This is a genomic window from Acidimicrobiales bacterium, from assembly GCA_040219085.1.
Lineage (GTDB): Bacteria > Actinomycetota > Acidimicrobiia > Acidimicrobiales > JAVJTC01 > JAVJTC01.
In genome coordinates this window covers 1-24,583 of the sequence record JAVJTC010000043.1, presented here as the reverse complement: position 1 = coordinate 24,583, position 24,583 = coordinate 1, and the positions used below count along the sequence as shown (strand labels likewise).

Genomic DNA, 24,583 nt, shown 5'->3' with positions numbered 1-24,583 from the left:
CATCGCGACGCCTTCTGCGCTTTTCGCCCACCACGGGTGACGGTGCGATCGCAATGACGACACACGACACGAGACGAGAGGAGGTGGGCATGGAGAATCCACGACCGGAGAAGGTCGCAGCGGTGCAGGAGGTGCGTGAGCGCCTGTCCGAAGCGAGCGCGGTGGTCCTCACGGAGTACCGCGGTCTCGACGTGCCATCGATGGCGACGCTGCGTAAGTCGCTCGCTGAAGCCGGTGCCACCTACAAGGTCTACAAGAACACCCTGGTGCGCCTGGCTGCGCGTGAGTTGGGCCTCGACATCGAGGAGATGCTCACGGGTCCGACGGCACTCGCCTTTGCGATGCCGGCCGAAGAGGGCGGTCGCGGTGACGCGGTCGGGATGGCCAAGGCTCTGCGTGAGTTCGCGGACGGCAACGACCTGCTCATCATCAAGGGTGGCCTCCTCGACGACAAGTTCCTGAGCACCGAAGAGATCATCGCTCTGTCGAAGCTCGCGTCCCGCGACGAACTGCTCGCGCGGCTCGCCGGTGGGCTCGCCGCACCGATGCAGCAGTTCGCTGCGCTTCTGGCGGCGGTGCCGTCGAAGTTCGCGTACGCGCTGCAGGCCCTCATCGACGCGGGTGGCGCCCCCGGTGCCCCGGTCGATGTTCCCGTAGCCGAAGGCGGCGACGACTCTGCCTCCGGCAGCGACGACACAGCCGAAGGCGGCGACGACTCTGCCTCCGGCAGCGACGACACAGCCACGACGGGTTCTGACGAGCCCGAAGAGAACGACCAGACCGAAGAAGACCAGGAGTGACAGAGATGGCGACCAAGGAAGAAATTCTCGACGCGATCGGTTCGATGACCGTTCTCGAGCTGAGCGAACTCCTCTCGGAGTTCGAGGAGAAGTTCGGTGTGACCGCAGCCGCCCCGGTGGCCGCCGCGGCCGCCGCTCCGGCCGGTGACGCCGCCGCAGCCGAAGAGGAGAAGGACAACTTCGACGTCGTTCTCACCTCGGCCGGCGACAAGAAGATCCAGGTCATCAAGGAGGTGCGTGGTCTCACGAGCCTCGGTCTCAAGGAGGCCAAGGAGCTCGTCGAGTCCGCGCCGAAGGCCGTGATCGAAGGGGCGTCCAAGGAGGACGCGGAGAAGGCGAAGGAGGCCCTCGAGGCCGCCGGCGCCACCGTCGAGCTCTCCTGAGCCGACGTCATCGCCACATCAGTTCGTTGCGGGACCCGCGCCGGTCGAAACCTTGACCACGCGGGTCCCGTCCCGTACTCTGCTGCGCATCCGACCCGGGGTCGGCGATTCGTCGCTGCCCGAGGTTTGATCGTCGCGGCCCTGACGCCTACACTGCGTCCTGTCGTGTCGCTCGCGTTGTCCTCCGTCTCCGTACGGCTGTTTCCGCGCCCGCGCACGTCCCCACTGTCCGTCGGTGCCCCCGACTGGATCGACCCCGGCCGACCCCTGCCCAGGAGTACGACGTGTCTTCACGCTCCGCCGTCCGCGAGCGCTACTCGTTCGGCAACCTCGACGATGTTCTCGAGCTTCCCGACCTCATCGCGATCCAGCGAAAGTCCTTCGACTGGCTGTTGGCGGAGGGCCTGAGCGAGGCCTTCCGCGACATCAGTCCGATCAAGGACTTCTCCGAGACGCTCCAGCTGGAGCTGGAGTTCGACCCCACCGATGAGGATCTGCGCCCGCCGCCGAAGTTCTCGGTGGAGGAGTGCAAAGAGAAGGACATGACCTACTCCGCGCCCATCTTCGTGCGGGCCCGGTTCATGAACCAGGCCACCGGGGAGATCAAGGAGCAGACGGTCTTCATGGGGGACTTCCCGATGATGACCGACAAGGGCACGTTCATCATCAACGGCACCGAGCGTGTGGTCGTGTCCCAGCTCGTACGGTCACCGGGCGTCATCTTCCAGCCCGGTGAGCGGTACCGGCTGCGTAACCTCACCAAGCACCAGCTCGTGACCGGCACCATCCACCCCTACCGGGGTGAGTGGATGGAGTTCGACGTCGAGCAGAAGCCCGGTAAGGACGTGACCGCCGGTACCCGTGTGGCCCGCAAGCGTCGCCTCAGCATCTTCGTGCTGTTGCGGGCGCTCGGCCTGGACGAGGAGAACGAGCCCGGTTTCCTGCAGCGCTTCGTGGATCACTTCGACTTCCTCGAAGGCCAGTGGGAGAAGGACCGTGACCTCGCTCCCACCCAGGACGAGGCGCTGCTCGAGATCTACAAGCGTGCGCGTCCCGGTGAGCCGCCGTCGACGGAGTCCGCACGGTCGTACTTCAAGAACGCCTTCTTCGAGTCGCGTCGCTACGACCTGTCACGGGTCGGCCGCTACAAGCTGAACCGCAAACTCAAACCCGAACTCGAAAAGATCGAGAAGCTCTTCGGCATCGAGGTCGACCGTCCCGAGTCGGACCAGTCGGTGCTGTCGACGGGCGAGGTCCTCGCGACCTGTACCTACCTGCTCCATCTCGCCAAGGGCGAGCCGGGCTACCGCCTCGACGACCAGGATCACTTCGCGAACCGCCGCATCCGCTCGGTCGGCGAGCTCATCCAGAACCAGGTCCGCATCGGCCTGTCGCGCATGGAGCGGGTCGTGCGTGAGCGCATGACCACCCAGGACGTCGAGGCCATCACGCCCCAGACCCTGATCAACATCCGCCCGGTGGTCGCCGCCATCAAGGAGTTCTTCGGGACCAGCCAGCTGTCGCAGTTCATGGACCAGGTGAACCCGCTGTCGGGGCTCACCCACCGTCGTCGTCTCTCGGCGCTCGGCCCGGGCGGCCTGTCGCGTGAGCGCGCCGGCTTCGAGGTCCGTGACGTCCACTTCTCGCACTACGGGCGCATGTGTCCGATCGAGACGCCCGAGGGTCCCAACATCGGGCTCATCGGAGCACTCGCGACCTATGCCCGGGTCAACAGCTTCGGGTTCATCGAGTCGCCGTACCGAACGGTGCGCGACGGCAAGGTCACCAACGAGATCGTGTATCTCGCGGCCGATGAGGAGGAGGAGTACGTCGTCGCGCAGGCGAACGCCCCCCTCGACGACGAGGGTGACTTCATCAACGACCGGGTGCTGGTGCGCCGTTCGCCCCAGGCTGCGTCGCTGTCGGATCTGAAGCTCCAGCTCGAACAGGACGTCTTCTTCGGAGCCACGACCGAGATCTCCTACGCGCCGCCGGCCGAGGTCCAGTTGATGGACGTCTCGCCCAAGCAGATCGTGTCGATCGCCACGGCGCTGATCCCGTTCCTCGAGCACGATGACGCCAACCGGGCGCTCATGGGCGCCAACATGCAGCGTCAGGCGGTGCCGCTGCTGCGGGCCGAGGCCCCCTACGTGGGCACCGGTGTCGAGTCACGGGCGGCCTCCGACGCCGCCGACATGGTGATCGCCGATGACGACGGTGTCGTCACCGACGTCGACGGCACGTCCATAAAGGTGACCTACGACAACGGCACCAAGCGGGTCTACCGCCTCTTGAAGTTCGAGCGTTCGAACCAGGACACCTCGATCAACCAGAAGGTGCGGGTCTCCGAAGGCGACAAGGTGAAGAAGGGCCAGGTCCTCGCGGACGGCCCCAGCACCGACAACGGCGAACTCGCGCTCGGCAAGAACCTGCTCGTGGCATTCATGCCCTGGGAGGGCTACAACTTCGAGGACGCGATCATCCTGTCGGAGCGTCTCGTGCGCGACGACGTTCTGACCTCGATCCACATCCACGAGCACGAGGTCGACGCCCGCGACACGAAGCTCGGCCCCGAGGAGATCACCCGGGACATCCCGAACCTCTCCGACGAGATCCTCGCGGATCTCGACGAGCGGGGGATCATCCGGGTGGGCGCCGAGGTCGGCCCCGGCGACGTGCTGGTCGGCAAGGTGACGCCCAAGGGCGAGACCGAGCTGACCCCCGAGGAACGCCTCCTGCGGGCGATCTTCGGTGAGAAGGCCCGCGAGGTCCGCGACACCTCGCTGAAGGTCCCCCACGGCGAGACCGGCAAGGTAATCGACGTCAAGGTCTTCAACCGCGACGAGGCCCACGAGCTCCCGCCCGGCGTGAACCAGCTGGTGCGGGTCTATGTGGCCCAGAAGCGCAAGATCTCGGTGGGCGACAAGCTCGCCGGGCGCCACGGGAACAAGGGCGTCATCTCGAAGATCCTGCCGCTGGAGGACATGCCCTTCACCGCGGACGGCAATCAGGTCGACATCATCTTGAACCCGTTGGGCGTTCCCTCACGGATGAACGTGGGCCAGGTCCTCGAGGCGCACCTCGGCTACGCGGCGCGCTGGGGCTGGGAGGTCGACGGCGAGAACGTCGGCCACGACCCCATCCGCAACACCGAGACCAAGACGCGTCCGACCACCACTCCCTCGACGCTCGTCGGTACACCCGTGTTCGACGGTGCGCACTGGGACGAGACGGAACGGTCCGGTAAGCACCCCACGATTCAGAAGATCCTGGAGAACCTCCACCCCGAGACGGTGGACGGTGAGCGCCTGATCGGTCGTGACGGCAAGACCCAGCTCTACAACGGACGTACCGGCGAGCCCTACGACAACAGGGTCATGGTCGGCTACATGTACATCTTGAAGCTGGCCCACCTCGTGGACGACAAGATCCACGCCCGCTCGACGGGCCCGTACTCGATGATCACCCAGCAGCCCCTGGGCGGTAAGGCCCAGTTCGGTGGGCAGCGCTTCGGGGAGATGGAGGTGTGGGCCCTCGAGGCCTACGGCGCCGCGTACTGCCTCCAGGAGCTGCTGACGATCAAGTCCGACGATGTTCTCGGCCGGGTCAAGGTCTACGAGGCCATCGTCAAGGGCGACAACATCCCCGAGCCGGGTATCCCCGAGTCCTTCAAGGTGCTCATCAAGGAGATGCAGGCTCTGTGCATCAACGTCGAGGTCCTGTCCGTGGACGGTCAGGAGATCGAGATGCGTGAGCTCGACGAGGACATTTTCCGAACCGCCGAGGAACTCGGTATCGATCTGTCCCGACCCGAGCGTGGGTCGGACGAAGAAGACGCCCGCCGCGCGGCTCAGCGCAGCGGTGTCTGAGGAGGCGACCCAGCACATGCTCGACGTCAACGACTTCAGCCAGCTACGGATCGGCCTCGCCACCGCGGACTCGATCCGCACGTGGTCCAACGGTGAGGTCCGCAAGCCGGAGACCATCAACTACCGCACCCTCAAGCCCGAGAAGGACGGACTCTTCTGCGAGAAGATCTTCGGTCCGACCAAGGACTGGGAGTGCGCGTGTGGCAAGTACAAGCGCATCCGCTTCAAGGGCATCATCTGTGAGCGCTGCGGCGTGGAGGTCACCCGCTCCAAGGTCCGCCGCGAGCGGATGGGCCACATCGAACTCGCCGCTCCCGCGGTGCACATCTGGTACCTGCGCGGTACCCGGTCGTGGCTCGCCTACCTGCTCATGGGCACCGAGCCCCGCGAGGAGCTCAAGGCCAAGCAGCTCGAGAAGGTCATCTACTTCGCCGCCAACCTGGTCACCTGGGTCGACGACGACAAGCGCGACGAGGATCTCGCGAACCTCGAGGCGGAGATGCTCGAGGAGCGCGACGCCATCGTCGACGAGCGCGAGCTGCGACTAGCGCAGCGCATGGAGGAGCTCGAGACCGAGCTCGCCGAGCTCGAGTCCGACGACGCCAAGGAGTCCGAGCTGAAGGCGCGCCGCAAGGCCGCCGAGAAGGACCTCGAGTCCATCCGTGAGCAGTACGAGTCCGAGATCGATCTCGTGGGTCGCGCCTTCGAGGAGTTCAAGGGCCTGTTCTCGCGTCAGATCATCGAAGACGAGATGCTGTGGCGGGAGCTCTACGACCGCTACGGCGAGTACTTCGAAGGTGGCATGGGTGCCGCCGCTATCGCGCAGCTGATCGAGCGGATCGACTTCGACGAGGAGGAGATCAAGCTCCGCGAGGCGATCGACCCGACCGAGGGTCAGCGCCCCCTGTCGGCCCAGCGCCGCCAGAAGGCGATCAAGCGCCTGAAGATCGTGAGCGCGTTCAACCGCCGCGACGAGAACGGCCGTCGGGTCAACGACCCGCGCGCCATGATCCTCGACGTCGTGCCTGTCATCCCGCCGGAGCTTCGTCCGATGGTCCAGCTCGACGGTGGCCGGTTCGCCACGTCGGACCTCAACGACCTCTACCGCCGCGTGATCAACCGCAACAACCGCCTGAAGCGGCTCCTCGACCTCGGGGCTCCCGAGATCATCGTGAACAACGAGAAGCGGATGCTCCAGGAGGCCGTGGACGCCCTCTTCGACAACGGCCGACGTGGTCGTCCCGTGACCGGTCCGGGCAACCGCCCGCTCAAGTCGCTGTCGGACATGTTGAAGGGCAAGCAGGGCCGGTTCCGCCAGAACCTGCTCGGCAAGCGCGTCGACTACTCGGGTCGTTCGGTCATCGTGGTCGGCCCGACCCTCAAGTTCCACCAGTGCGGCCTTCCCAAGATCATGGCGCTCGAGCTCTTCAAACCGTTCGTGATGAAGAAGCTCGTGGAGCACGAGTACGCGCAGAACATCAAGTCGGCCAAGCGCATGGTCGAGCGGCGTCGCCCCCAGGTCTGGAACGTCCTCGGAGAGGTCATCCAGGAGCATCCCGTGATGCTGAACCGGGCGCCGACCCTGCACCGCCTGGGCATCCAGGCCTTCGAGCCGGTGCTCGTCGAGGGCAAGGCCATCCAGATCCACCCGCTCGTGTGCACGGCTTTCAACGCCGACTTCGACGGCGACCAGATGGCCGTCCACCTTCCGCTGTCCGCCGAGGCCCAGGCCGAGGCCCGCGTGCTGATGCTGTCGGCGAACAACGTGTTGTCGCCGGCTCACGGTCGCCCGCTCGTCACCCCCACCCAGGACATGATCATCGGTGCGTACTACCTCACCGAACTGGACGAGGACGTCGAGGGCGCCGGCCGGGTCTTCCGCGATCTCGACCATCTGAACCGTGCCCTGGAGTCCGGCGTCGTCAAGTTGCACGCACGGATCACCTACCGCGACGTGAAGCGGTTCCCGGATCTTCTGGCCGCTCCCGCGAACGGCGCGGCGGCCCAGTACGTCGACACGACGCCGGGCCGGATCCTGTTCAACTCGGCACTGCCCGAGGACTTCCACTTCGTCAACGAGGTCGTGGGCAAGCGCCAGATGGGCGACCTCGTCGACCTCCTGGCGAGCAACTGGCCCAAGGCCGAGGTCGCCCGCACCCTCGACGCTCTCAAGGACCTCTGCTTCCACTACGCGATGCGGTCGGGTCTGACGGTGTCGATCGACGACGTGAAGACGCCGTCCAACAAGCGTGCGCTCCTCGACGAGTACGAGGCCCAGGCCGACAAGGTCGAGACCCAGTTCCGTCGCGGCGTCATCACCGACGGTGAGCGCCGCCAGATGGAGGTCGAGATCTGGACGGAGGCCACCGAGCAGGTCAAGCAGGCCATGGAGCGCGAGCTGAAGGCCGAGAAGTTCAACCCCATCGACATGATGGTCGCATCGGGTGCCCGAGGGAACATGATGCAGGTCCGTCAGATCGCCGGTATGCGTGGTCTGGTGGCCAACCCCCGTGGTGACATGATCCCCCGTCCGATCAAGTCGAACTTCCGCGAGGGCCTCGCGATGCTCGAGTACTTCATCGCCACGCCGGGCGCCCGTAAGGGGCTCGTCGACACGGCGCTGAGGACCGCCGACTCCGGCTATCTGACGCGGCGTCTCGTCGATGTGGCCCAGGAGGTCATCATCAACGAGGAGGACCCCTTCGCCACCGACGGTCCCGTCCCCTCGGTGATCATCGAGAACGTCAAGCCCGACGAGTCCGGTCGCCGGTACTACCTCGAGACCAAGCTCTACAGCCGGACCCTGGCCGAGGACGTCACCTTGTCCGACGGCACGGTGCTCGAGCGCGGGACCGTCGTGCGTGAAGACGAGCTCGCGCTGCTGCGAGACGACCCCGCCGTCGAGCGCGTGCGCTGTCTGTCGCCGTTGACCGACGACTCCGAGCTCGGAATCTCCGGTGCGGCCTACGGCATGTCACTCGCCACGGGCAAGGCCATCGAGGTCGGCGAGGCGGTCGGTGTCATCGCCGCCCAGTCGATCGGTGAGCCCGGTACCCAGCTGACGATGCGTACCTTCCACACCGGTGGTGTGGCGGGCAAGGACATCGCAGGCGGTCTGCCCCGCGTCGTGGAACTCTTCGAGGCCCGCAGCCCGAAGGGCAAGGCGACTCTCGCCCGCGCGTCGGGCGTCGTACGCATCGGCGAGGACGACGGCCGCGGCCGTACGGTCACCATCGTCGACGACGACGGTGAAGAGGAGAACTACCTCATCCCGTCCATCGCCCGCCTCGAGGTGGCCGACGGTGACGAGATCACCGCCGGCGAGCCCCTCGTCGAGGGTCCCCGTGACCCCAAGGAGCTCCTCGAGATCAAGGGCATCCGTGAGACCCAGAAGTACCTCGTCGACGAGGTCCAGAAGGTCTACCGCGACCAGGGCGTGTCGATCCACGACAAGCACATCGAGCTGATCGTGCGGCAGATGACGCGTCGGATCGCGGTCCACGAGGCAGGCGACTCGCCGTTCCTGCCCGGCGAACGCGTCGACGCGCGGATCTATCGCGACGTCAACCGTGAGCTGGTCAAGGAGAACAAGAAGCCCGCCGAGGGTCGCCCGGAGCTGATGGGTATCACCAAGGCGTCGCTGGCGACCGAGTCGTGGCTCTCCGCGGCGTCGTTCCAGGAGACCACCCGTGTTCTCACCGAAGCCGCGATCGAGTCCAAGAGCGACTCGCTGCGTGGCCTCAAGGAGAACATCAGCATCGGCAAGCTGATCCCGGCCGGCACCGGTCTGGCCCGCTACCGCGACATCGAGACCCACGCACCGGACTACACCCCGATGGCCTTCTACTCCTCCGACGACGAGGAGCAGGATCTTGCCGAATGGCTGGCGACCGGGACCGACCTGGGTGGCGCCGACGCGGATGTCATCGACCTCCCCGCCGGTGACGGCGCGGTCGGTGGTTGACGTGCGCGGTTGTAGCCACACCGTGCCGGCCCTAGGCTTTGCAGTCGGCCCGGCGTCGCCGGGTTCTGTCCGGTGCCGCCTGGAATTCCCCGAAACATCTGAGAAGTAGGTTCGCGTGCCCACGATCCAGCAACTCGTCCGCAAGGGACGGAAGTCGAAGTTCCGCAAGGAGAAGACACCCGCCCTCAAGGGCGCGCCCCAGCGTCGGGGTGTGTGCACCCGCGTCTACACGACGACGCCGAAGAAGCCGAACTCGGCGCTGCGCAAGGTGGCCCGTGTGCGACTGACCAGCGGTGTCGAGATCACGGCCTACATTCCCGGGGAGGGTCACAACCTCCAGGAGCACTCCATCGTGTTGGTACGCGGTGGTCGTGTGAAGGATCTCCCGGGTGTGCGTTACAAGGTCGTCCGCGGAACTCTGGACGCGGCCGGTGTCGACACCCGCCGCCAGGCTCGCAGCCGCTACGGCTCGAAGAAGGGCTGACGATGCCGCGCAAGGGAGCTCCACCGCGTCGCGAGGTCCCGGCTGATCCGGTCTACCGGTCGGTCGTGGTCACCCAGTTGATCAACAAGGTCCTCGAGCGCGGCAAGCGTTCGACCGCCGAGCGCATCGTGTACGACGCGCTCGAGATCGTCGGCGAGCGCACCGGTGACGACGCCATCGGCACCCTCAAGCGGGCGCTCGACAACGTGCGCCCCGCGCTCGAGGTCCGCAGCCGCCGCGTCGGCGGCGCCACCTACCAGGTTCCCGTCGAGGTCCGGCCGCGTCGCTCGACCACGCTCGCCATCCGCTGGGTCGTCGAGCACTCCCGTTCGCGTCGCGAGCGCACCATGCGTGACCGCCTCGCCAACGAGATCCTCGATGCCGCCAACGGTGTCGGCGCATCGGTGAAGCGTCGCGAGGACCTCCACAAGATGGCCGACTCGAACAAGGCGTTCGCCCACTACCGCTGGTGAACCAGACCGGTCATGATCCGGTGCCCCGGATCGTGGCCCGTGCGTCGGTGTGAACCGACGACGAACCGACAGCACCCCCCTGTTCTGCGAGAAGGTACGACGATGGCACGAAAAGGACTCGAGCGGACCCGCAACATCGGGATCATGGCTCACATCGACGCGGGTAAGACCACGACGACCGAGCGGATTCTCTACTACACCGGTGTCAACTACAAGATCGGTGAGGTCCACGACGGCGCGGCCACGATGGACTGGATGGAGCAGGAGCAGGAGCGCGGGATCACGATCACCTCCGCCGCCACGCACTGCATGTGGAAAGACCACCGGATCAACATCATCGACACGCCCGGCCACGTCGATTTCACGGTCGAGGTCGAGCGCTCGCTGCGTGTCCTCGACGGTGCCGTCGCCGTTTTCGACGGCGTCGCGGGTGTGGAGCCCCAGACGGAGACGGTGTGGCGCCAGGCCGACAAGTACCGGGTCCCGCGGATGTGCTTCATCAACAAGATGGACCGCACTGGTGCCGACTTCTATTTCTGCGTCGACTCGATCCGCGAGCGCCTCGGCGCCAACATCGCGATCCTGCAGCTGCCGATCGGCCGTGAGGCCGACTACGCGGGCGTGATCGATCTGATCAACATGAAGGCGCTCATCTGGCAGGGTGAAGATCTCGGCGCGTCGTGGGACGTCGTCGACATCCCCGAGGACCTCGTCGAGGAGGCCGAGACATACCACGCGGAACTCATCGACGTCCTGTCGAGTTTCGACGAGACGATCCTCGAGAAGTATGTCGGCGAGGAGGAGATCACCGCTGACGACATCCGCTCCGCCATTCGCTCGGGAACCGTCGCCAACCAGATCGTGCCGGTGCTGAACGGCACGGCCTTCAAGAACAAGGGCGTTCAGCCGCTACTCGACGCCGTCGTCGACTTCCTGCCGTCCCCGCTGGACCTTCCGCCGGTCGAGGGCATCGACCCCAAGACGGGCGAAACCCTCACCCGGGCGCCATCCGACGACGAGCCGTTCGCTGCCCTCGCCTTCAAGATCGTCGCGGACCCCCACGGCAAGCTCGCCTACTTCCGCGTCTACAGCGGCAAGCTCGCCAAGGGTGATCAGGTCCTCAACACCCGGACCTCGAACAAGGAGCGCTTCGGGCGCATCCTCGAGATGCACGCCAACGACCGCGTGGATCGCGACGAGGTCGCCACGGGCGACATCATGGCCGCGGTCGGGGCGAAGGACGTCCGTACGGGCGACACGCTGTGCGACCCGGGCCATCCGATCACGCTCGAGGAACTGGTCTTCCCCGATCCCGTCATCCACGTCGCCGTCGAGCCCGCCTCGAAGGCGGATCAGGACAAGCTCGCCAAGGCTCTCATGTCCCTCGCCGAGGAGGACCCGACCTTCCAGGTCCGCTCCGACGAGGAGACGGGCCAGACGATCATCGCCGGCATGGGTGAGCTCCACCTCGAGGTCCTCGTGGACAGGATGATGCGCGAGTTCCGCGTGGATGCCACGGTCGGCAAGCCCCAGGTCGCCTACCGCGAGACCATCACCGCCCCGGTGGTCGAGTACACCTACACCCACAAGAAGCAGACAGGTGGTTCCGGCCAGTTCGCCGTCGTGACTCTCACCCTCGAGCCCAACGAGGTCGGCAAGGGCTATGAGTTCGAGTCCAAGATCAGCGGTGGTGCCATCCCGCGCGAGTACATCCCGGCCGTGGGCAAGGGTGTCGAAGAGGCGCTGACGAGCGGCGTCCTCGCAGGATTCCCCACAGTCGACGTGAAGGTCACGCTGACCGACGGCAAGACGCACGACGTCGACTCGTCGGACATGGCCTTCAAGATCGCCGGCAACGCCTGGTACCGCGAGGCGGCCACCAAGGCGCGTCCGGTGATCCTCGAGCCGATCATGGCCGTGGAGGTCGTCACCCCCGACGACTATCTCGGCGACGTGGTCGGTGACATCAACAGCCGTCGCGGGCAGGTGCAGGGAACCGAGCAGCGCAGCGGAAATCAGGTCATCACCGCTCTCGTGCCGCTGTCGGAGATGTTCGGATACGCTACCGACCTGCGGTCACGCACCCAGGGACGGGCGAACTACACGATGCAGTTCGACTCGTACCAGCAGGCGCCGGGCAGCGTCCAAGAAGAGATCGTCGCCCGTATCCGCGGCGTCTGATCCCGTTTCGAGTCCAAAAACCAACACGTCCATCCGAGGAAGAGAGCAATGTCGAAGGCGACTTTCGAGCGCACCAAGCCGCACGTGAACGTCGGCACCATGGGTCACATCGATCATGGCAAGACAACCCTGACCGCGGCCATCACGAAGGTCCTGTCGGACAGGAATCCGGACTCCACCTCGTTCACGGAGTTCGCGAACATCGACAAGGCTCCCGAGGAACGCGAGCGTGGTATCACGATCAACGTGAGCCACGTCGAGTACGAGACCGACGCACGCCACTATGCGCACGTCGACATGCCGGGTCACGCCGACTACATCAAGAACATGATCACGGGCGCGGCCCAGGTCGACGGTGCGATCCTCGTGGTCTCGGCGGCCGACGGTCCGATGCCCCAGACCCGTGAGCACGTTCTGCTCGCCCGTCAGGTCGGCGTCCCCAAGATCATCGTGGCGCTGAACAAGGTGGACATGGTCGACGACGAGGAGCTCATCGAGCTCGTCGAACTCGAGGTGCGCGAGCTTCTCAGTGAGTACGACTTCCCCGGCGACGACACGCCGATCATCCCGGTGTCGGCGCTGAAGGCACTCGAAGGTGACGAGGCTGCCGCCGAGCAGATCGTGACCCTCATGAACGAGGTCGACTCCTACATCCCCGAGCCCGAGCGTGAGATCGACAAGCCGTTCCTCATGCCGATCGAGGACGTCTTCTCCATCACCGGACGCGGCACCGTCGTCACCGGCAAGATCGAGCAGGGCATCGTCCACACCGGCGACGAGATCGAGATCGTGTGCATCAAGCCCACGCAGACCACGACGTGTACCGGCGTCGCGATGTTCCGCAAGCTGCTGGACCAGGGCCAGGCCGGCGACAACGTCGGAACCCTGCTCCGTGGTATCGACAAGGAGCAGGTGCAGCGTGGCCAGGTCCTCGCCAAGCCCGGCTCGATCACGCCGCACACCAAGTTCGAGGCCGAGGTCTACGTCCTCAACAAGGAAGAGGGCGGCCGTCACAAGCCGTTCTTCTCCAACTACCGACCCCAGTTCTACTTCCGGACCACCGACATCACCGGCACGATCGACCTGCCCGAGGGCACCGAGATGTGCATGCCCGGTGACAACACCCAGATGACGGTCGAGCTGATCGCTCCGATCGCCATGGACGAGGGTCTGCGTTTCGCCATCCGCGAAGGCGGCCGCACCGTGGGTGCCGGCGCCGTCACGAAGATCCTCGAGTAGTCGGAGACACGACGAACATGGCAACCGGCCAGAAGATCCGCATCCGCCTGAAGGCGTACGATCACGAGATCATCGACCAGTCGACGAAGAAGATCGTCGAGACGGTCAAGCGCACCCAGGCGATCGTCAAGGGGCCGGTGCCGCTGCCCACCGACAAGCACCGTTTCACGGTGATCCGGGGGCCGTTCAAGGACAAGGACAGCCGCGAGCACTTCGAGATGCGGGTGCACAAGCGTCTGTTGGACATCCTCGAGCCGTCGCCCAAGACGGTCGATTCACTCCAGCGGCTCGATCTGCCTGCCGGCGTCGACATCGAGATCAAGATCCAGCAGGCCTAGCTTGTCGCACACATTCTGATGTGAAGGGCGTCGCCTCCGGGCGGCGCCCTTCGCCGTTCTGTCGCCGCCTTCGGCGGACCGTCCCGCCCCGACGGCGCCATGCCGGGCGAGGTTCTGTCGCCGGTTGGTGTGGCGGGGCCCGGGCGCTACAGTGAACCGGTCCACCGGGCGAGCCGCTCAATCGGCAACCTGCGTCCGGACGACGAAGCGTCCAACCGACGTCCGTGCAGGCCTCCGGGCACCACACGGCACAACCGATAAGCGCTCCGCCAGGCATGCCTGTGCGGAGCGTTCGCGTGAGCGGGTTCCAATCAGCCCGCCCGAGTCAACTTCGAACGAGGAAGAGCCCGAGATGGCGACCAGAGCGATCGTCGGCGAGAAGCTGGGGATGACACAGATCTGGGACGACGAGAACCGCGTCGTCCCGGTGACGGTTCTCCGCGTCTCGCCCTGCCGCATCGTCCAGATCAAGCGCCCCGAGACCGACGGCTACAGCGCCGTGCAGGTCACCTGGGGCGAACGTGATCCGGGCAAGTTCAACAAGCCCGAGATGGGCCACTTCGACAAGGCGGGCGTCGACCCCGGCGTCGGCCTGGTGGAGCTCCGTCTCGATGACGTCGGTGGCTTCGAGGTCGGTCAGTCTCTCTCGGTCGACGTACTCTCCGACGGCGATCTCGTCGACGTGACCGCGGTTAGTCGCGGTAAGGGCTTCACCGGTGCGATGAAGCGTCACGGCTTCAGCGGCGTAGGCGCCTCCCATGGCGTCCACAAGACCCACCGCAAGCCCGGCGCCGTCGGCCAGTGCGCCACCCCCGCCCGCGTCTTCCGTGGCAAGAAGATGCCTGGTCGTTCCGGTGGCGAGAAGGTGACCACGCTGAACCTGACCGTGGCCCGCTCCGATGCCGAGAACAGCCTCCTGCTGGTCAAGGGGTCGGTCCCCGGCCCCCGTGGTGGCACCGTCGTGGTCCGCGATGCGATCAAGGGAGTCCGCTGACATGCCCAGCGTCGCCGTGAAGTCCGCCAGCGGTTCCGACGTCGGCACCGTCGATCTCGATGAGGAGATCTTCGGCATCGAGCCGAACATCCCCGTGATGCACCAGGTGGTCACCGCTCAACTCGCCGCCAAGCGCAGCGGTACCCAGTCCACCAAGACCCGCGCCGAGGTGCGTGGTGGTGGGGCGAAGCCCTGGAAGCAGAAGGGCACCGGTCGGGCCCGTCAGGGTTCGATCCGGTCGCCGCAGTGGCGTGGTGGTGGCGTGGCCCTCGGGCCCAAGCCCCGCAGCTACGCCCAGAAGACTCCCAAGAAGATGAAGCGCCTCGCGCTGCGCAGCGCCCTGTCGGACCGTGCCGCCGACGGCAAGGTCGTGATCATCGACGACTGGGGCTTCGACTCGCCGAAGACGGGCGAGGCGCGCAAGAAGCTCGCGGCGATCGGCGCCGAGGGTCGTGTGCTCGTGGTGATCGACCGCAGCGACGAGACCGCGTGGCTGAGCTTCCGCAACATCCCCGAGGTCCATGTCCTCACGGCCGACCAGTTGAACACCTACGACGTCCTCGTGAGCGACGTCGTCGTGTTCACCCGGGCGGCGCTACCGACCTCGGATGTCGCTGCCACTGCTGCGCCGGCTGTGGCGGAAGCGGTGATCGAGGAGTCCCCCGACCGAGGGGAGACCGGTGGTGACGACACCGCCGATGCCGAAGGTGACGACGAGTTGGGCGGGTCTGCCTCCGGCAGCGACACCGCCGATGCCGAAGGTGACGACGAGTTGGGCGGGTCTGCCGAAGGCGGCGAGGACACCGGGGATTCCAGCGACAGTGAGGATGACGAAGAGTGAGAGACCCACGCGACGTCATCCAGGAGCCGGTCGTCTCCGAGAAGTCCTACGGGCTGCTCGAGGCCAACGTCTACACGTTCCTCGTCCACCCCGACGCATCCAAGCCCGAGATCCGCGACGCCGTCGAGACGGTGTTCGGCGTGTCCGTCGTCAAGGTGAACACGGCCAACCGCAAGGGCAAGCGAATCCGCAACCGGCGCGACGGCACCTTCGGCAAGCGCCGGGACACCAAGCGCGCCATGGTCACCCTCGTCGAGGGTGACTCGATCGAACTGTTCGAGGTGTAGTGATGGCCATCCGACGGCGTAAGCCGACCAGCCCGGGTCGCCGGTTCCAGACCGGTCACGACTTCTCCGATGTGACCCGGGACAAGCCCGAGCGTGGACTTCTGGAGCCGCGCCACCGCACCGGTGGTCGCAACAACAAGGGTCGCAAGACCGCCCGCCACCGTGGCGGCGGACACAAGCGTCAGTACCGCCAGGTGGATTTCCGTCGTAACAAGGACGGCGTGCCGGCGTCGGTCGCTGCCATCGAGTACGACCCGAACCGCACCTGTCGGATCGCGCTCCTGCACTACCACGACGGCGAGAAGCGCTACATCCTCGCCCCGGCCAACATCACCGTCGGCGACGTGCTCGAGAACGGCCCCGCCGCCGAGGTGAAGCCCGGTAACGCGCTGCCGCTGCGCTACATCCCCGTGGGTACCGTCATCCACGCCGTCGAACTCAAGCCGGGAGCGGGCGCCAAGATGGCCCGCAGCGCCGGTGTCAGCGTCCAGCTCGTGGCCAAGGAGGGCGATCACGCCACCTTGCGCCTCCCCTCGTCGGAGATGCGTCGCGTTCCGATCGACTGTCGCGCCACCGTCGGTGTCGTCGGCAACTCCGAGCACGAGCTCGTCAAGATCGGTAAGGCCGGCCGCAACCGCTGGAAGGGCAAGCGCCCCCAGACACGCGGCGTGGCCATGAACCCGGTCGACCACCCCCATGGCGGTGGCGAAGGCAAGACGTCCGGTGGTCGTCACCCGGTCTCGCCGTGGGGCCAGCCCGAGGGCCGGACCCGCAACCGCAAGAAGCAGTCCGAGAAGATGATCGTCCGTCGTCGCCGTTCGCGCGGCAAGCGCCGGTAGGAGTCGAGCCGATGCCACGCAGCCTCAAGAAGGGTCCGTTCGTCGACGGGCACCTGCTGAAGAAGATCGACGCACTCAACGAGTCGGGCGAGAAGCGGGTCGTCAAGACCTGGTCGCGCCGTTCGACGATCATCCCCGACATGGTCGGGCACACCCTCGCCGTCCACGACGGACGCAAGCACGTGCCCGTCTACATTACCGAGTCGATGGTCGGTCACAAGCTCGGTGAGTTCGCCCCGACGCGGACCTTCAAGTTCCACGCCGGCCAGGAGCGAGGGGGTCGGCGCTGATGACCGGTCCCAAGACCAATGAGCGACCGGGCACCCGCTCCGTCGTACGCCACGCGCGGGTGTCGGCCTACAAGGCCCGTGAGATTCTGGACCTCATCCGTGGGGAGTCCTACGGACGGGCCAGCGAGATCCTGACCTTCTCGGAGCGCCGGGTCTCCGATGTGATCGGCAAGTGCCTGGACTCAGCCGTCGCGAACGCCGAGCACAACGACGGGATCCCCGCGGAGGAACTGTTCGTCGCGGCGTGCTACGCCGACGAAGGACCGACCCTCAAGCGCTGGCGTCCCCGTGCCCGCGGCCGCGCCACCCGCATCCGCAAGCGGACCTGTCACATCACGATCATCGTCGCCCGCTACACGCCCGAGCAGCTCGAAGCGCTCTCCGAACGTGAAGGCAGCAGAGGTGCGAGCGTCGCGGCCGCCGAGGCGCGACGTCAGCGCGTCGCCCGTAGCCGCAAGCGTGACGAAGATCGCGAAGCGGCGGCTCACGACCACGACCACGACGACGAGGCGGACGAGTCCGCCGAGGACGCCGAGGTGGATGTCGAGGCGCAGGCCCAGGAACTCGCGAAGGAACTCGTCGAGGACCGGGTGACCGAGGAACGCAAGGCGACACTCGCGGAGATCGACGACATCGACGTGAACCTCGACGACGACACAGTCGACGAGGAGGGTGAGACCGAGGCGGGCGGCTCCGCCGAAGGCGAAGCCGACGTCGAGGCCTCCGCCGAAGCCGAATCCGAGGCCACTGAGGACGACACCGAGGACGAGAAGTAATGGGACAGAAGGTCAATCCGTACGGCTTCCGCCTCGGTGTCACCACGGACTGGAAGTCGCGGTGGTTCGCCACCCGGCAGGAGTACCAGGACTTCGTGATCGAGGACTGGAAGATCCGCGACTACCTGATGACGCAGCTTCCGCACGCCGCGATCAGCCGTATCGAGGTGGAGCGAACCCGTGACCGGCTCCGGATCGACGTGCACACAGCGCGTCCGGGCATCGTCATCGGTCGCCGTGGCAGCGAGGCCGACCGCCTGCGTGCCGGTCTCACCGAGATCACCGGCAACCACCGCGTCCAGCTGAACATCCAGGAGATCAAGCAGCCCGAGCTCGACGCCGCGCTGATCGCCCAGGGGATCGCCGACCAGTTGGCCGGCCGTGTCGCCTTCCGACGTGCCATGAAGCGCGCCGTGCAGAACGCACAGAAGGCCGGCGCCCAGGGCATCCGGGTCCAGTGTTCGGGTCGTCTCGGCGGTTCGGAGATGTCGCGCACCGAGTGGTACCGCGAGGGTCGTGTCCCTCTCCACACGCTGCGCGCCGACATCGACTACGGCCTGCGTGAGGCCCACACGAGCGCCGGTCGCATCGGTGTGAAGGTCTGGATCTACAAGGGTCAGATCCTTCCCTACAAGACCCAGGCCGAGGACAAGATCTCCATGGAGGCCGCGATGGCCGTCGGGGAGACCTCGGGGCAGACCAAGCCGCGCCCGGTCGTGTCCTCGGCGGCGCGTGGGCGCCCCGAGACGAACAAGGACGAGGCCCCCGAGCAGCCCGACGCCCCCACCGAGGAGCCGGAACTCAAGCCGCTCGTCAAAGAAGCCGACGCCGAATTCGAGCGACTCCTCGAGCAGGAAGAGGAGATCGAGCGCGCCTCCAAGGACAAGGGCGAGACGCCGCACTTCCGCCCAGGGGAGGCCGACTGATGCTGATGCCGAAGAAGGTGCGTCACCGCAAGCAGCAGCGCGGTCGCATGAAGGGTGCCTCCAAGGGGGGTACCGAGGTCACGTTCGGCGCCTACGGGATCCAGGCTCTCGAGCCGGGGTGGATCACCGCCCGCCAGATCGAGGCCGCGCGTATCGCCATGACACGTCACATCAAGCGTGGCGGCAAGGTCTGGATCAACGTGTTCCCGGACAAGCCCGTCACCCAGAAGCCCGCCGAGACCCGGATGGGTTCGGGCAAGGGCAACCCGGAGATGTGGGTCGCGGTCGTCAAGCCCGGCCGGATCCTCTTCGAGCTGGACTACAACGACCCCGCGGTGGCTCGCGCCGCAATCGAGCGGGCGATTCAGAAGCTGCCGATCAAGGCCCGTTTCGTCGAACGTCGGGAGGGTTTCTGATGGCACGCTCCAACGCACTCGAGTCGATGTCGGACGCGGATCTCGTCGCCGCACTCGATGAGGCCAAGGACGACCTGTTGAACCTCCGGTTCCAGAACGTGACCGGTCAGCTCGACAACAACGCCCGTCTCGGCCAGGTCCGTCGCCACGTCGCGCGGCTCATGACCGAGCTGCGCGAGCGCGAGATCGAGGCGGCCGAGGCCGTCGAGCACGAGGAGATCAGCTGATGGCTTCCGAAGCCGCCGAGACGCGGCCGAACGCGCGCAAGGTCCGTGAGGGGGTGGTCGTGTCCGTCAAGATGGACAAGACCGTCGTCGTCGCGACCATCGACCGTGTCCGGCACCGTCGTTACAACAAGACAGTCCAGCGCGAGAAGCGTCTCTACGTCCATGACGAGGAGAACACGCTGCGCGAGGGCGATCGTGTCCGTGTCGCCGAGACCCGTCCCTTGTCGAAGAACAAGCGCTGGCGTCTCGTCGAGATCCTCGAAAGGGCACGGTGATCTCCCGATGATCCAACAGGAGACACGCCTGCGCGTCGCCGACAACTCCGGCGCCCGCGAGGTTCTGTGCATCAAGGTTCTCGGTGGCTCCAAGCGCCGGTACGCATCGATCGGTGACATCTTCGTCGCCACGGTCAAAGACGCCCTGCCCGGCGCCGCCGTCAAGCGCGGTGACGTCGTGAAGTGCGTCGTGGTGCGGACCCGCAAGGAACGCCGCCGCCCCGACGGCAGCTACATCCGCTTCGACGACAACGCCGCCGTCCTCATCAACGACCAGAGTCAGCCGCGTGGCACGCGCATCTTCGGCCCGGTCGGTCGTGAGCTGCGTGAGAAGCAGTTCATGCGCATCGTCTCACTCGCTCCGGAGGTGCTCTGATGGCGAAGATCCGCAAGGGTGACCGCGTCATCGTTCTCGCCGGCAAGGACCGTGGCCGCGAAGGCGTCGTGTCCGCGGTCGACCCTCGCGCCGGCACCGTGATCGTCGACGGCGTCAACGTGGTGCGCAAGCACCAGAAGCCGGGCGCCGCCGGAGCACGTGACGCCATGCAGGGCGGGATCATCGACAAGGACATGCCCATGCCCGTCTCGCGGGTGGCGGTCGTGAGCCCCGGTGACGGCAAGGCGACCCGCGTCGGCTTCCGCTTCGACGGCGACGGCACGAAGGTACGCATCTGCAAGCGCACGGGGGTGGACATCCCATGAGCACCGCAACCGAGCGCACGCCGCGCTACAAGGAGCGGTTCGTCAACGAGATCCGTCAGCAACTCAAAGACGATCTCGAGATCGCCAACATCATGCAGGTCCCGACGCTGACGAAGATCGTCATCAACATCGGCGTCGGCGAGGCCACGCAGTCCGCCCGGCTCCTCGAAGGCGCCGTCGCGGATCTGACCAAGATCACCGGCCAACAGCCCATCCAGACCCGGGCAAAGAAGTCGATCGCCGGCTTCCGACTCCGTGAGGGTGTGCCGATCGGTGCCAAGGTCACGATGCGCGGGACACGCATGTGGGAGTTCTACGACCGCCTCGTGACGCTCGCCATTCCCCGTATCCGGGACTTCCGTGGTCTGCCGAACCGGTCATTCGACGGGAACGGCAACTACACCTTCGGTGTCACCGAGCAACTGATCTTCCCCGAGATCGACTACGACGATGTCGACACGACCCGGGGTATGGACATCACTCTCGTGACCACCGCCACGACCGACGACGAGGGCCGGGCTCTGCTCACCGCTCTCGACTTCCCCTTCCGCCGAGACTGAGGACGACGCCCGAGATGGCAAAGAAAGCCCTCATCAACAAGCAGCAGCGCACACCGAAGTTCAAGGTCCGCGCGTACAGCCGGTGTCGCAAGTGCGGCCGGTCACGTGCGGTGTACCGCAAGTTCGGACTGTGCCGGATCTGCCTCCGGGAACTCGCCCACGCGGGCGAATTGCCCGGTGTCACCAAGGCCAGCTGGTGAGGAGGTCGCGCTGATATGTCAATGACTGATCCCGTCGCCGACATGCTGACCCGCATCCGCAACGCCAATGTGGCGATGCACGATGACGTCACCATGCCGTCCTCGAAGCTCAAGGAATCTCTCGCCGAGGTCCTCAAGCGCGAGGGTTACATCACCGACTTCCGCACAGCGGACCGCACCGACGGTCCGGGCAAGACGCTGACCATCGACATGAAGTACTCGCCCGAGCGCGAGCGCGTCATCTCCGGTATCAAGCGGATCTCCAAGCCCGGCCTGCGGGTGTACACCAAGGCCGACGGCGTGCCCCGCGTCCTCGGTGGCATCGGTGTCGCCGTCGTCTCGACCAGCAGAGGACTCATGTCCGACCGCGAGGCGCGCAAGCGCCGCGTGGGCGGCGAAGTCCTCTGTTACGTCTGGTAGGTCGCCATGTCACGCATCGGTAGAGCACCCATCCCCATCCCTTCGGGCGTCAAGGTCGACGTCACGGGCGCGCACGTGAAGGTCGAGGGCCCGAAGGGGTCACTCGATCTGGACGTCGCGCCGACGATCGTCGTGCGCGTCGACGAGGACACCGTCGTCGTCGAGCGCTCGGTGGAGGAGCGCGAGGCACGCGCACTGCACGGCCTGACCCGTGCCCTCGTCGCCAACATGGTCACCGGCGTCTCCGAGGGGTTCACCAAGAACCTCGAGATCCACGGTGTCGGTTACCGGGCGCAGGCCAAGGGTTCCGACGCCCTCGAGCTCCAACTCGGCTTCAGCCATCCGGTGGAGATCAAAGCCCCCGACGGGGTCACCTTCGAGGTCCCCCTCCCGACCCAGATCACCGTGGTCGGCATCGACAAGCAGAAGGTCGGCCAGGTGGCCGCCGAGATCCGTTCGCTGCGCAAGCCCGAGCCCTACAAGGGCAAGGGCATCCGCTACGCAGGCGAGCGGGTCATCCGTAAGGCCGGCAAGGCAGGTAAGTGAGCGTCATGAGTGACATCTCCGCAACCCGACGTCAGAGCCGACTGCGCCGTCACCGCCGTGTCCGCAAGAAGCTGCGGGGCACGCCGGACCGTCCACGTCTGTCGGTCTACCGCTCGAACCGTCACATGGTCGTCCAGATCATCGACGACATCGAGGGTCGGACCCTCGTGTCGGCGTCGACACGTGAGGCCGCCCTGCGCGACGGTCCCACCGCCACCCTCGAGGGAGCGACACAACTCGGCACCCTCGTCGCCGAGCGGGCCAAGGCCGCCGGTATCGAAAAGGTCGTCTTCGACCGGGGCGGCTACCGCTACCACGGCCGTATCGCAGCACTGGCCGACGCGGCCCGTGATGCCGGACTGGAGTTCTGATGAGTAACAGAGACATCCCCAACGAGGGACAGCTCCGCGACTCGCGGGTCATCAACATCAACCGCGTCGCGAAGGTCGTCAAGGGCGGTCGTCGTTTCTCGTTCACGGCGCTGGTCGTGATCGGTGACGGCGCCGGACGCGTCGGCCTCGGTTACGGGAAGGCCAAGGAGGTGCCCCTCGCGATCCAGAAGGGCACCGAGGAGGCCAAGCAGGAGCTGTTCGCGGTTCCGATGGCCGGTTCGACGATCGTGCATCCCGTCATCGGCGAGCTCGGTGCGGGCCGGGTCATGCTCAAGCCCGCCGCACCGGGTACCGGCGTCATCGCCGGTGGTGCGGCCCGCGCCATCCTCGAAGAGGCCGGCATCCACGACGTCCTGTGCAAGTCGCTCGGTTCGGCCAACCACATCAACGTCGCACGTGCGACGATCGCCGGCCTGCGTGCGCTCAAGCGTCCCGACGAGATCGGTCGACTGCGCGGACTCGACCCGGTCGAGTTCATTCCCAAGGGCCTGCTCGACGCCTACCGTGAGTCCGAGCGCGAGGCCCGCGCGGCGCGGGGGGCCTGATCATGGCCCTGCGTGTCACCCAGATCCGGTCGGCGATCGGGACCAAGCCCAAACAGCGCGGCACGCTGCGGGCCCTGGGTCTCGGCCGCATCGGAAAGAACAACACACTGCCCGACCGTCCCGAGATCCGCGGGATGATTCGCAAGGTCCGGCATCTCGTCGAGTCCGAAGAGGTCGAAGACTGATGAAGATCCACGATCTGGTGCCCGCCGAGGGTTCCCGCAAGCGGCCCAAGCGGGTCGCGCGCGGTATCGGCGGAAAGGGCGGCAAGACCGCCGGTCGCGGCCACAAGGGACAGAAGGCGCGTTCGAAGGTGCCCGTCGGCTTCGAGGGCGGCCAGATGCCGCTGTTCAAGCGCGTGCCCAAGCTGCGCGGCTTCACCAACCCGTTCCGCGTCGAGTACCAGGCGATCAACCTGGACACGATCAGCGAGTCGGGCCTCGACGACGTGACGCCCGAGGCGCTGCGTTCCAAGGGCCTGATCGGCAAGGACGTCCTCGTCAAGGTGCTCGGCCGTGGCGAGATCGACCGGGCCGTCACCGTGAAGGCGCATGCGTTCTCCGCGTCGGCCGAATCCGCCATCACCGCGGCGGGGGGTACCGTCGAGGTGCTACCCCTGCCCTGGGGCGATCGCCGTCCGCCAGCCAAGGGAAACGCCCACACCAACCGCTGACCCCGGGGCTTCCGGGACCACAGCAGAGGAGTTCTTCGAGTGCTCACGACCTTGCGCAACGTGGCGAACGTCGGTCGGATCCCCGACCTGCGCAACAAGATCCTGTTCACGGTCGGCGTGATCGTGATGTACCGGATCGGGGCGTTCATCCCTGCGCCGGGTATCAACTTCGACGCGATCCGACCGTTGCAGGAGCAGGCCGAGGACGGCGGGGTGCTCAACTTCCTCCAGCTGTTCTCGGGCGGGGCGCTCACGCAGTTCGCGATCTTCTCGCTGGGGATCTTCCCCTACATCACCGCGTCGATCATCATGCAGATTCTCGGCGTCGTGATCCCCCGCGTGGAGCAGTGGCAACAACAGGGAGCGGTCGGCCAGCGCAAGATCAACCAGTGGACCCGCTACGGCACCATCGGCATCGGGCTCGTGCAGGCGACGGGATTCGCATTCCTCTTCCACGAGGGGGGCGGCGGGCTCGGCGGATCGGGCGGTCTGCCTGACCTCCTGCCCAACTTCACGGCCCCGCGCGTCGCCCTGGTCGTGTTCACGTTGACCGCGGGGACGGCGCTGCTGATGTGGATGGGTGAGCTCGTCACCCAGCGCGGCATCGGCAACGGGATGTCCATCATCATCTTCGCGTCGGTCGTGGCGGTCCTGCCGAGCCAGCTCAGCCTGGTGCAGGCCAACTCCGGTTGGGACGCCCTCGTCGGTGTGCTGGTGATGTATGTCCTGCTGCTCGTGGCCATCGTGTTCGTCGAGCAGGGTCAGCGCCGCATTCCCGTGCAGTTCGCGAAGCGGGTCGTCGGTCGACGGATGACCACCGGTGGTTCCACGTACATCCCGCTCAAGGTCAACCAGTCGGGCGTCATCCCGATCATCTTCGCCAGCTCGGTGCTCTACCTGCCTCAGCTGATCGCAGTGGTCCTTCCCAACGACGGGTGGGGTG

Annotated in this window: 29 protein-coding genes and 1 pseudogene; all 30 read left to right on the top strand. The window is 66.3% G+C overall.

The features are described from left to right. Positions 1-89 precede the first annotated feature (89 nt). On the top strand, positions 90-800 hold the full coding sequence (gene rplJ, locus RIE08_17745; GenBank protein MEQ8719454.1) for a 50S ribosomal protein L10: 711 nt from the start codon (positions 90-92) through the stop codon (positions 798-800). Between the two features lie 5 nt (positions 801-805). Beyond that, complete coding sequence (gene rplL, locus RIE08_17740) at positions 806-1,183, top strand: 50S ribosomal protein L7/L12 (protein MEQ8719453.1); 378 nt, start codon at positions 806-808, stop codon at positions 1,181-1,183. Positions 1,184-1,467: 284 nt separating this feature from the next. Continuing rightward, positions 1,468-5,052 carry a DNA-directed RNA polymerase subunit beta gene (locus tag RIE08_17735; GenBank protein ID MEQ8719452.1) on the top strand — a complete coding sequence of 1,195 codons (3,585 nt, stop codon included), beginning with the start codon at positions 1,468-1,470 and terminating at the stop codon, positions 5,050-5,052. A 16-nt stretch (positions 5,053-5,068) separates the two neighbouring features. Continuing rightward, a complete protein-coding gene (locus RIE08_17730; protein MEQ8719451.1) occupies positions 5,069-9,016 on the top strand; it encodes a DNA-directed RNA polymerase subunit beta' in 3,948 nt (1,315 codons plus the stop codon). A 115-nt stretch (positions 9,017-9,131) separates the two neighbouring features. Beyond that, positions 9,132-9,500, top strand: a complete 369-nt coding sequence (gene rpsL / locus RIE08_17725; GenBank protein MEQ8719450.1) for a 30S ribosomal protein S12 — start codon at positions 9,132-9,134, stop codon at positions 9,498-9,500. A 2-nt stretch (positions 9,501-9,502) separates the two neighbouring features. Beyond that, positions 9,503-9,973, top strand: a complete 471-nt coding sequence (gene rpsG / locus RIE08_17720) for a 30S ribosomal protein S7 (GenBank protein MEQ8719449.1) — start codon at positions 9,503-9,505, stop codon at positions 9,971-9,973. 102 nt (positions 9,974-10,075) lie between these two features. Beyond that, positions 10,076-12,154, top strand: coding sequence for an elongation factor G (gene fusA / locus RIE08_17715; protein ID MEQ8719448.1), 2,079 nt, complete (start codon positions 10,076-10,078; stop codon positions 12,152-12,154). Between the two features lie 48 nt (positions 12,155-12,202). Next, positions 12,203-13,393 carry an elongation factor Tu gene (gene tuf, locus RIE08_17710; GenBank protein ID MEQ8719447.1) on the top strand — a complete coding sequence of 397 codons (1,191 nt, stop codon included), beginning with the start codon at positions 12,203-12,205 and terminating at the stop codon, positions 13,391-13,393. A gap of 17 nt (positions 13,394-13,410) precedes the next feature. Continuing rightward, positions 13,411-13,731, top strand: coding sequence for a 30S ribosomal protein S10 (rpsJ, locus tag RIE08_17705; protein MEQ8719446.1), 321 nt, complete (start codon positions 13,411-13,413; stop codon positions 13,729-13,731). Between the two features lie 352 nt (positions 13,732-14,083). Then, positions 14,084-14,725 (top strand): 50S ribosomal protein L3, encoded by a 642-nt coding sequence (rplC, locus tag RIE08_17700; protein MEQ8719445.1) that lies wholly within the window; start codon positions 14,084-14,086, stop codon positions 14,723-14,725. Between the two features lies 1 nt (position 14,726). After that, complete coding sequence (rplD, locus tag RIE08_17695; GenBank protein ID MEQ8719444.1) at positions 14,727-15,566, top strand: 50S ribosomal protein L4; 840 nt, start codon at positions 14,727-14,729, stop codon at positions 15,564-15,566. Beyond that, complete coding sequence (rplW, locus tag RIE08_17690; protein ID MEQ8719443.1) at positions 15,563-15,853, top strand: 50S ribosomal protein L23; 291 nt, start codon at positions 15,563-15,565, stop codon at positions 15,851-15,853. Before rplD ends, rplW begins: the two co-directional genes overlap by 4 nt. Before the next feature lie 2 nt (positions 15,854-15,855). Continuing rightward, positions 15,856-16,692, top strand: coding sequence for a 50S ribosomal protein L2 (gene rplB, locus RIE08_17685; GenBank protein MEQ8719442.1), 837 nt, complete (start codon positions 15,856-15,858; stop codon positions 16,690-16,692). Between the two features lie 11 nt (positions 16,693-16,703). Then, complete coding sequence (gene rpsS, locus RIE08_17680; protein MEQ8719441.1) at positions 16,704-16,982, top strand: 30S ribosomal protein S19; 279 nt, start codon at positions 16,704-16,706, stop codon at positions 16,980-16,982. Next, a pseudogene (gene rplV / locus RIE08_17675) lies at positions 16,982-17,332 on the top strand (50S ribosomal protein L22). Before rpsS ends, rplV begins: the two are co-directional and overlap by 1 nt. Before the next feature lie 425 nt (positions 17,333-17,757). Next, positions 17,758-18,684, top strand: coding sequence for a 30S ribosomal protein S3 (rpsC, locus tag RIE08_17670; protein ID MEQ8719440.1), 927 nt, complete (start codon positions 17,758-17,760; stop codon positions 18,682-18,684). Further along, the gene (gene rplP / locus RIE08_17665; GenBank protein MEQ8719439.1) at positions 18,684-19,100 is read left to right on the top strand and encodes a 50S ribosomal protein L16; all 417 of its coding nucleotides are present in this window, start codon (positions 18,684-18,686) and stop codon (positions 19,098-19,100) included. Before rpsC ends, rplP begins: the two co-directional genes overlap by 1 nt. Further along, positions 19,100-19,327 carry a 50S ribosomal protein L29 gene (gene rpmC, locus RIE08_17660; GenBank protein ID MEQ8719438.1) on the top strand — a complete coding sequence of 76 codons (228 nt, stop codon included), beginning with the start codon at positions 19,100-19,102 and terminating at the stop codon, positions 19,325-19,327. Before rplP ends, rpmC begins: the two co-directional genes overlap by 1 nt. After that, positions 19,327-19,602 (top strand): 30S ribosomal protein S17, encoded by a 276-nt coding sequence (gene rpsQ / locus RIE08_17655; protein ID MEQ8719437.1) that lies wholly within the window; start codon positions 19,327-19,329, stop codon positions 19,600-19,602. Before rpmC ends, rpsQ begins: the two co-directional genes overlap by 1 nt. A 7-nt stretch (positions 19,603-19,609) precedes the next feature. Beyond that, positions 19,610-19,978 (top strand): 50S ribosomal protein L14, encoded by a 369-nt coding sequence (gene rplN / locus RIE08_17650; protein MEQ8719436.1) that lies wholly within the window; start codon positions 19,610-19,612, stop codon positions 19,976-19,978. Beyond that, entirely contained in the window at positions 19,975-20,304 is a 330-nt protein-coding gene (gene rplX / locus RIE08_17645) for a 50S ribosomal protein L24 (protein MEQ8719435.1), read from the top strand. The genes rplN and rplX overlap by 4 nt, the downstream gene beginning before the upstream one ends. Beyond that, positions 20,301-20,864, top strand: a complete 564-nt coding sequence (gene rplE, locus RIE08_17640) for a 50S ribosomal protein L5 (protein ID MEQ8719434.1) — start codon at positions 20,301-20,303, stop codon at positions 20,862-20,864. The genes rplX and rplE overlap by 4 nt, the downstream gene beginning before the upstream one ends. A 14-nt stretch (positions 20,865-20,878) precedes the next feature. Then, positions 20,879-21,064: a type Z 30S ribosomal protein S14 gene (locus RIE08_17635; protein ID MEQ8719433.1), complete on the top strand. Its 186-nt coding sequence runs from the start codon at positions 20,879-20,881 to the stop codon at positions 21,062-21,064. 15 nt (positions 21,065-21,079) lie between these two features. Then, a complete protein-coding gene (gene rpsH, locus RIE08_17630; protein ID MEQ8719432.1) occupies positions 21,080-21,484 on the top strand; it encodes a 30S ribosomal protein S8 in 405 nt (134 codons plus the stop codon). Between the two features lie 6 nt (positions 21,485-21,490). After that, entirely contained in the window at positions 21,491-22,030 is a 540-nt protein-coding gene (gene rplF / locus RIE08_17625) for a 50S ribosomal protein L6 (GenBank protein ID MEQ8719431.1), read from the top strand. 5 nt (positions 22,031-22,035) lie between these two features. After that, the gene (gene rplR, locus RIE08_17620) at positions 22,036-22,401 is read left to right on the top strand and encodes a 50S ribosomal protein L18 (protein MEQ8719430.1); all 366 of its coding nucleotides are present in this window, start codon (positions 22,036-22,038) and stop codon (positions 22,399-22,401) included. Next, positions 22,401-22,967, top strand: a complete 567-nt coding sequence (gene rpsE, locus RIE08_17615) for a 30S ribosomal protein S5 (protein MEQ8719429.1) — start codon at positions 22,401-22,403, stop codon at positions 22,965-22,967. The genes rplR and rpsE overlap by 1 nt, the downstream gene beginning before the upstream one ends. Next, positions 22,967-23,152 (top strand): 50S ribosomal protein L30, encoded by a 186-nt coding sequence (gene rpmD / locus RIE08_17610; protein ID MEQ8719428.1) that lies wholly within the window; start codon positions 22,967-22,969, stop codon positions 23,150-23,152. Before rpsE ends, rpmD begins: the two co-directional genes overlap by 1 nt. After that, the gene (gene rplO / locus RIE08_17605; GenBank protein MEQ8719427.1) at positions 23,152-23,640 is read left to right on the top strand and encodes a 50S ribosomal protein L15; all 489 of its coding nucleotides are present in this window, start codon (positions 23,152-23,154) and stop codon (positions 23,638-23,640) included. The genes rpmD and rplO overlap by 1 nt, the downstream gene beginning before the upstream one ends. A gap of 39 nt (positions 23,641-23,679) precedes the next feature. Next, positions 23,680-24,583: preprotein translocase subunit SecY (gene secY / locus RIE08_17600; protein MEQ8719426.1), on the top strand; the 904-nt coding region annotated here is incomplete at its 3' end.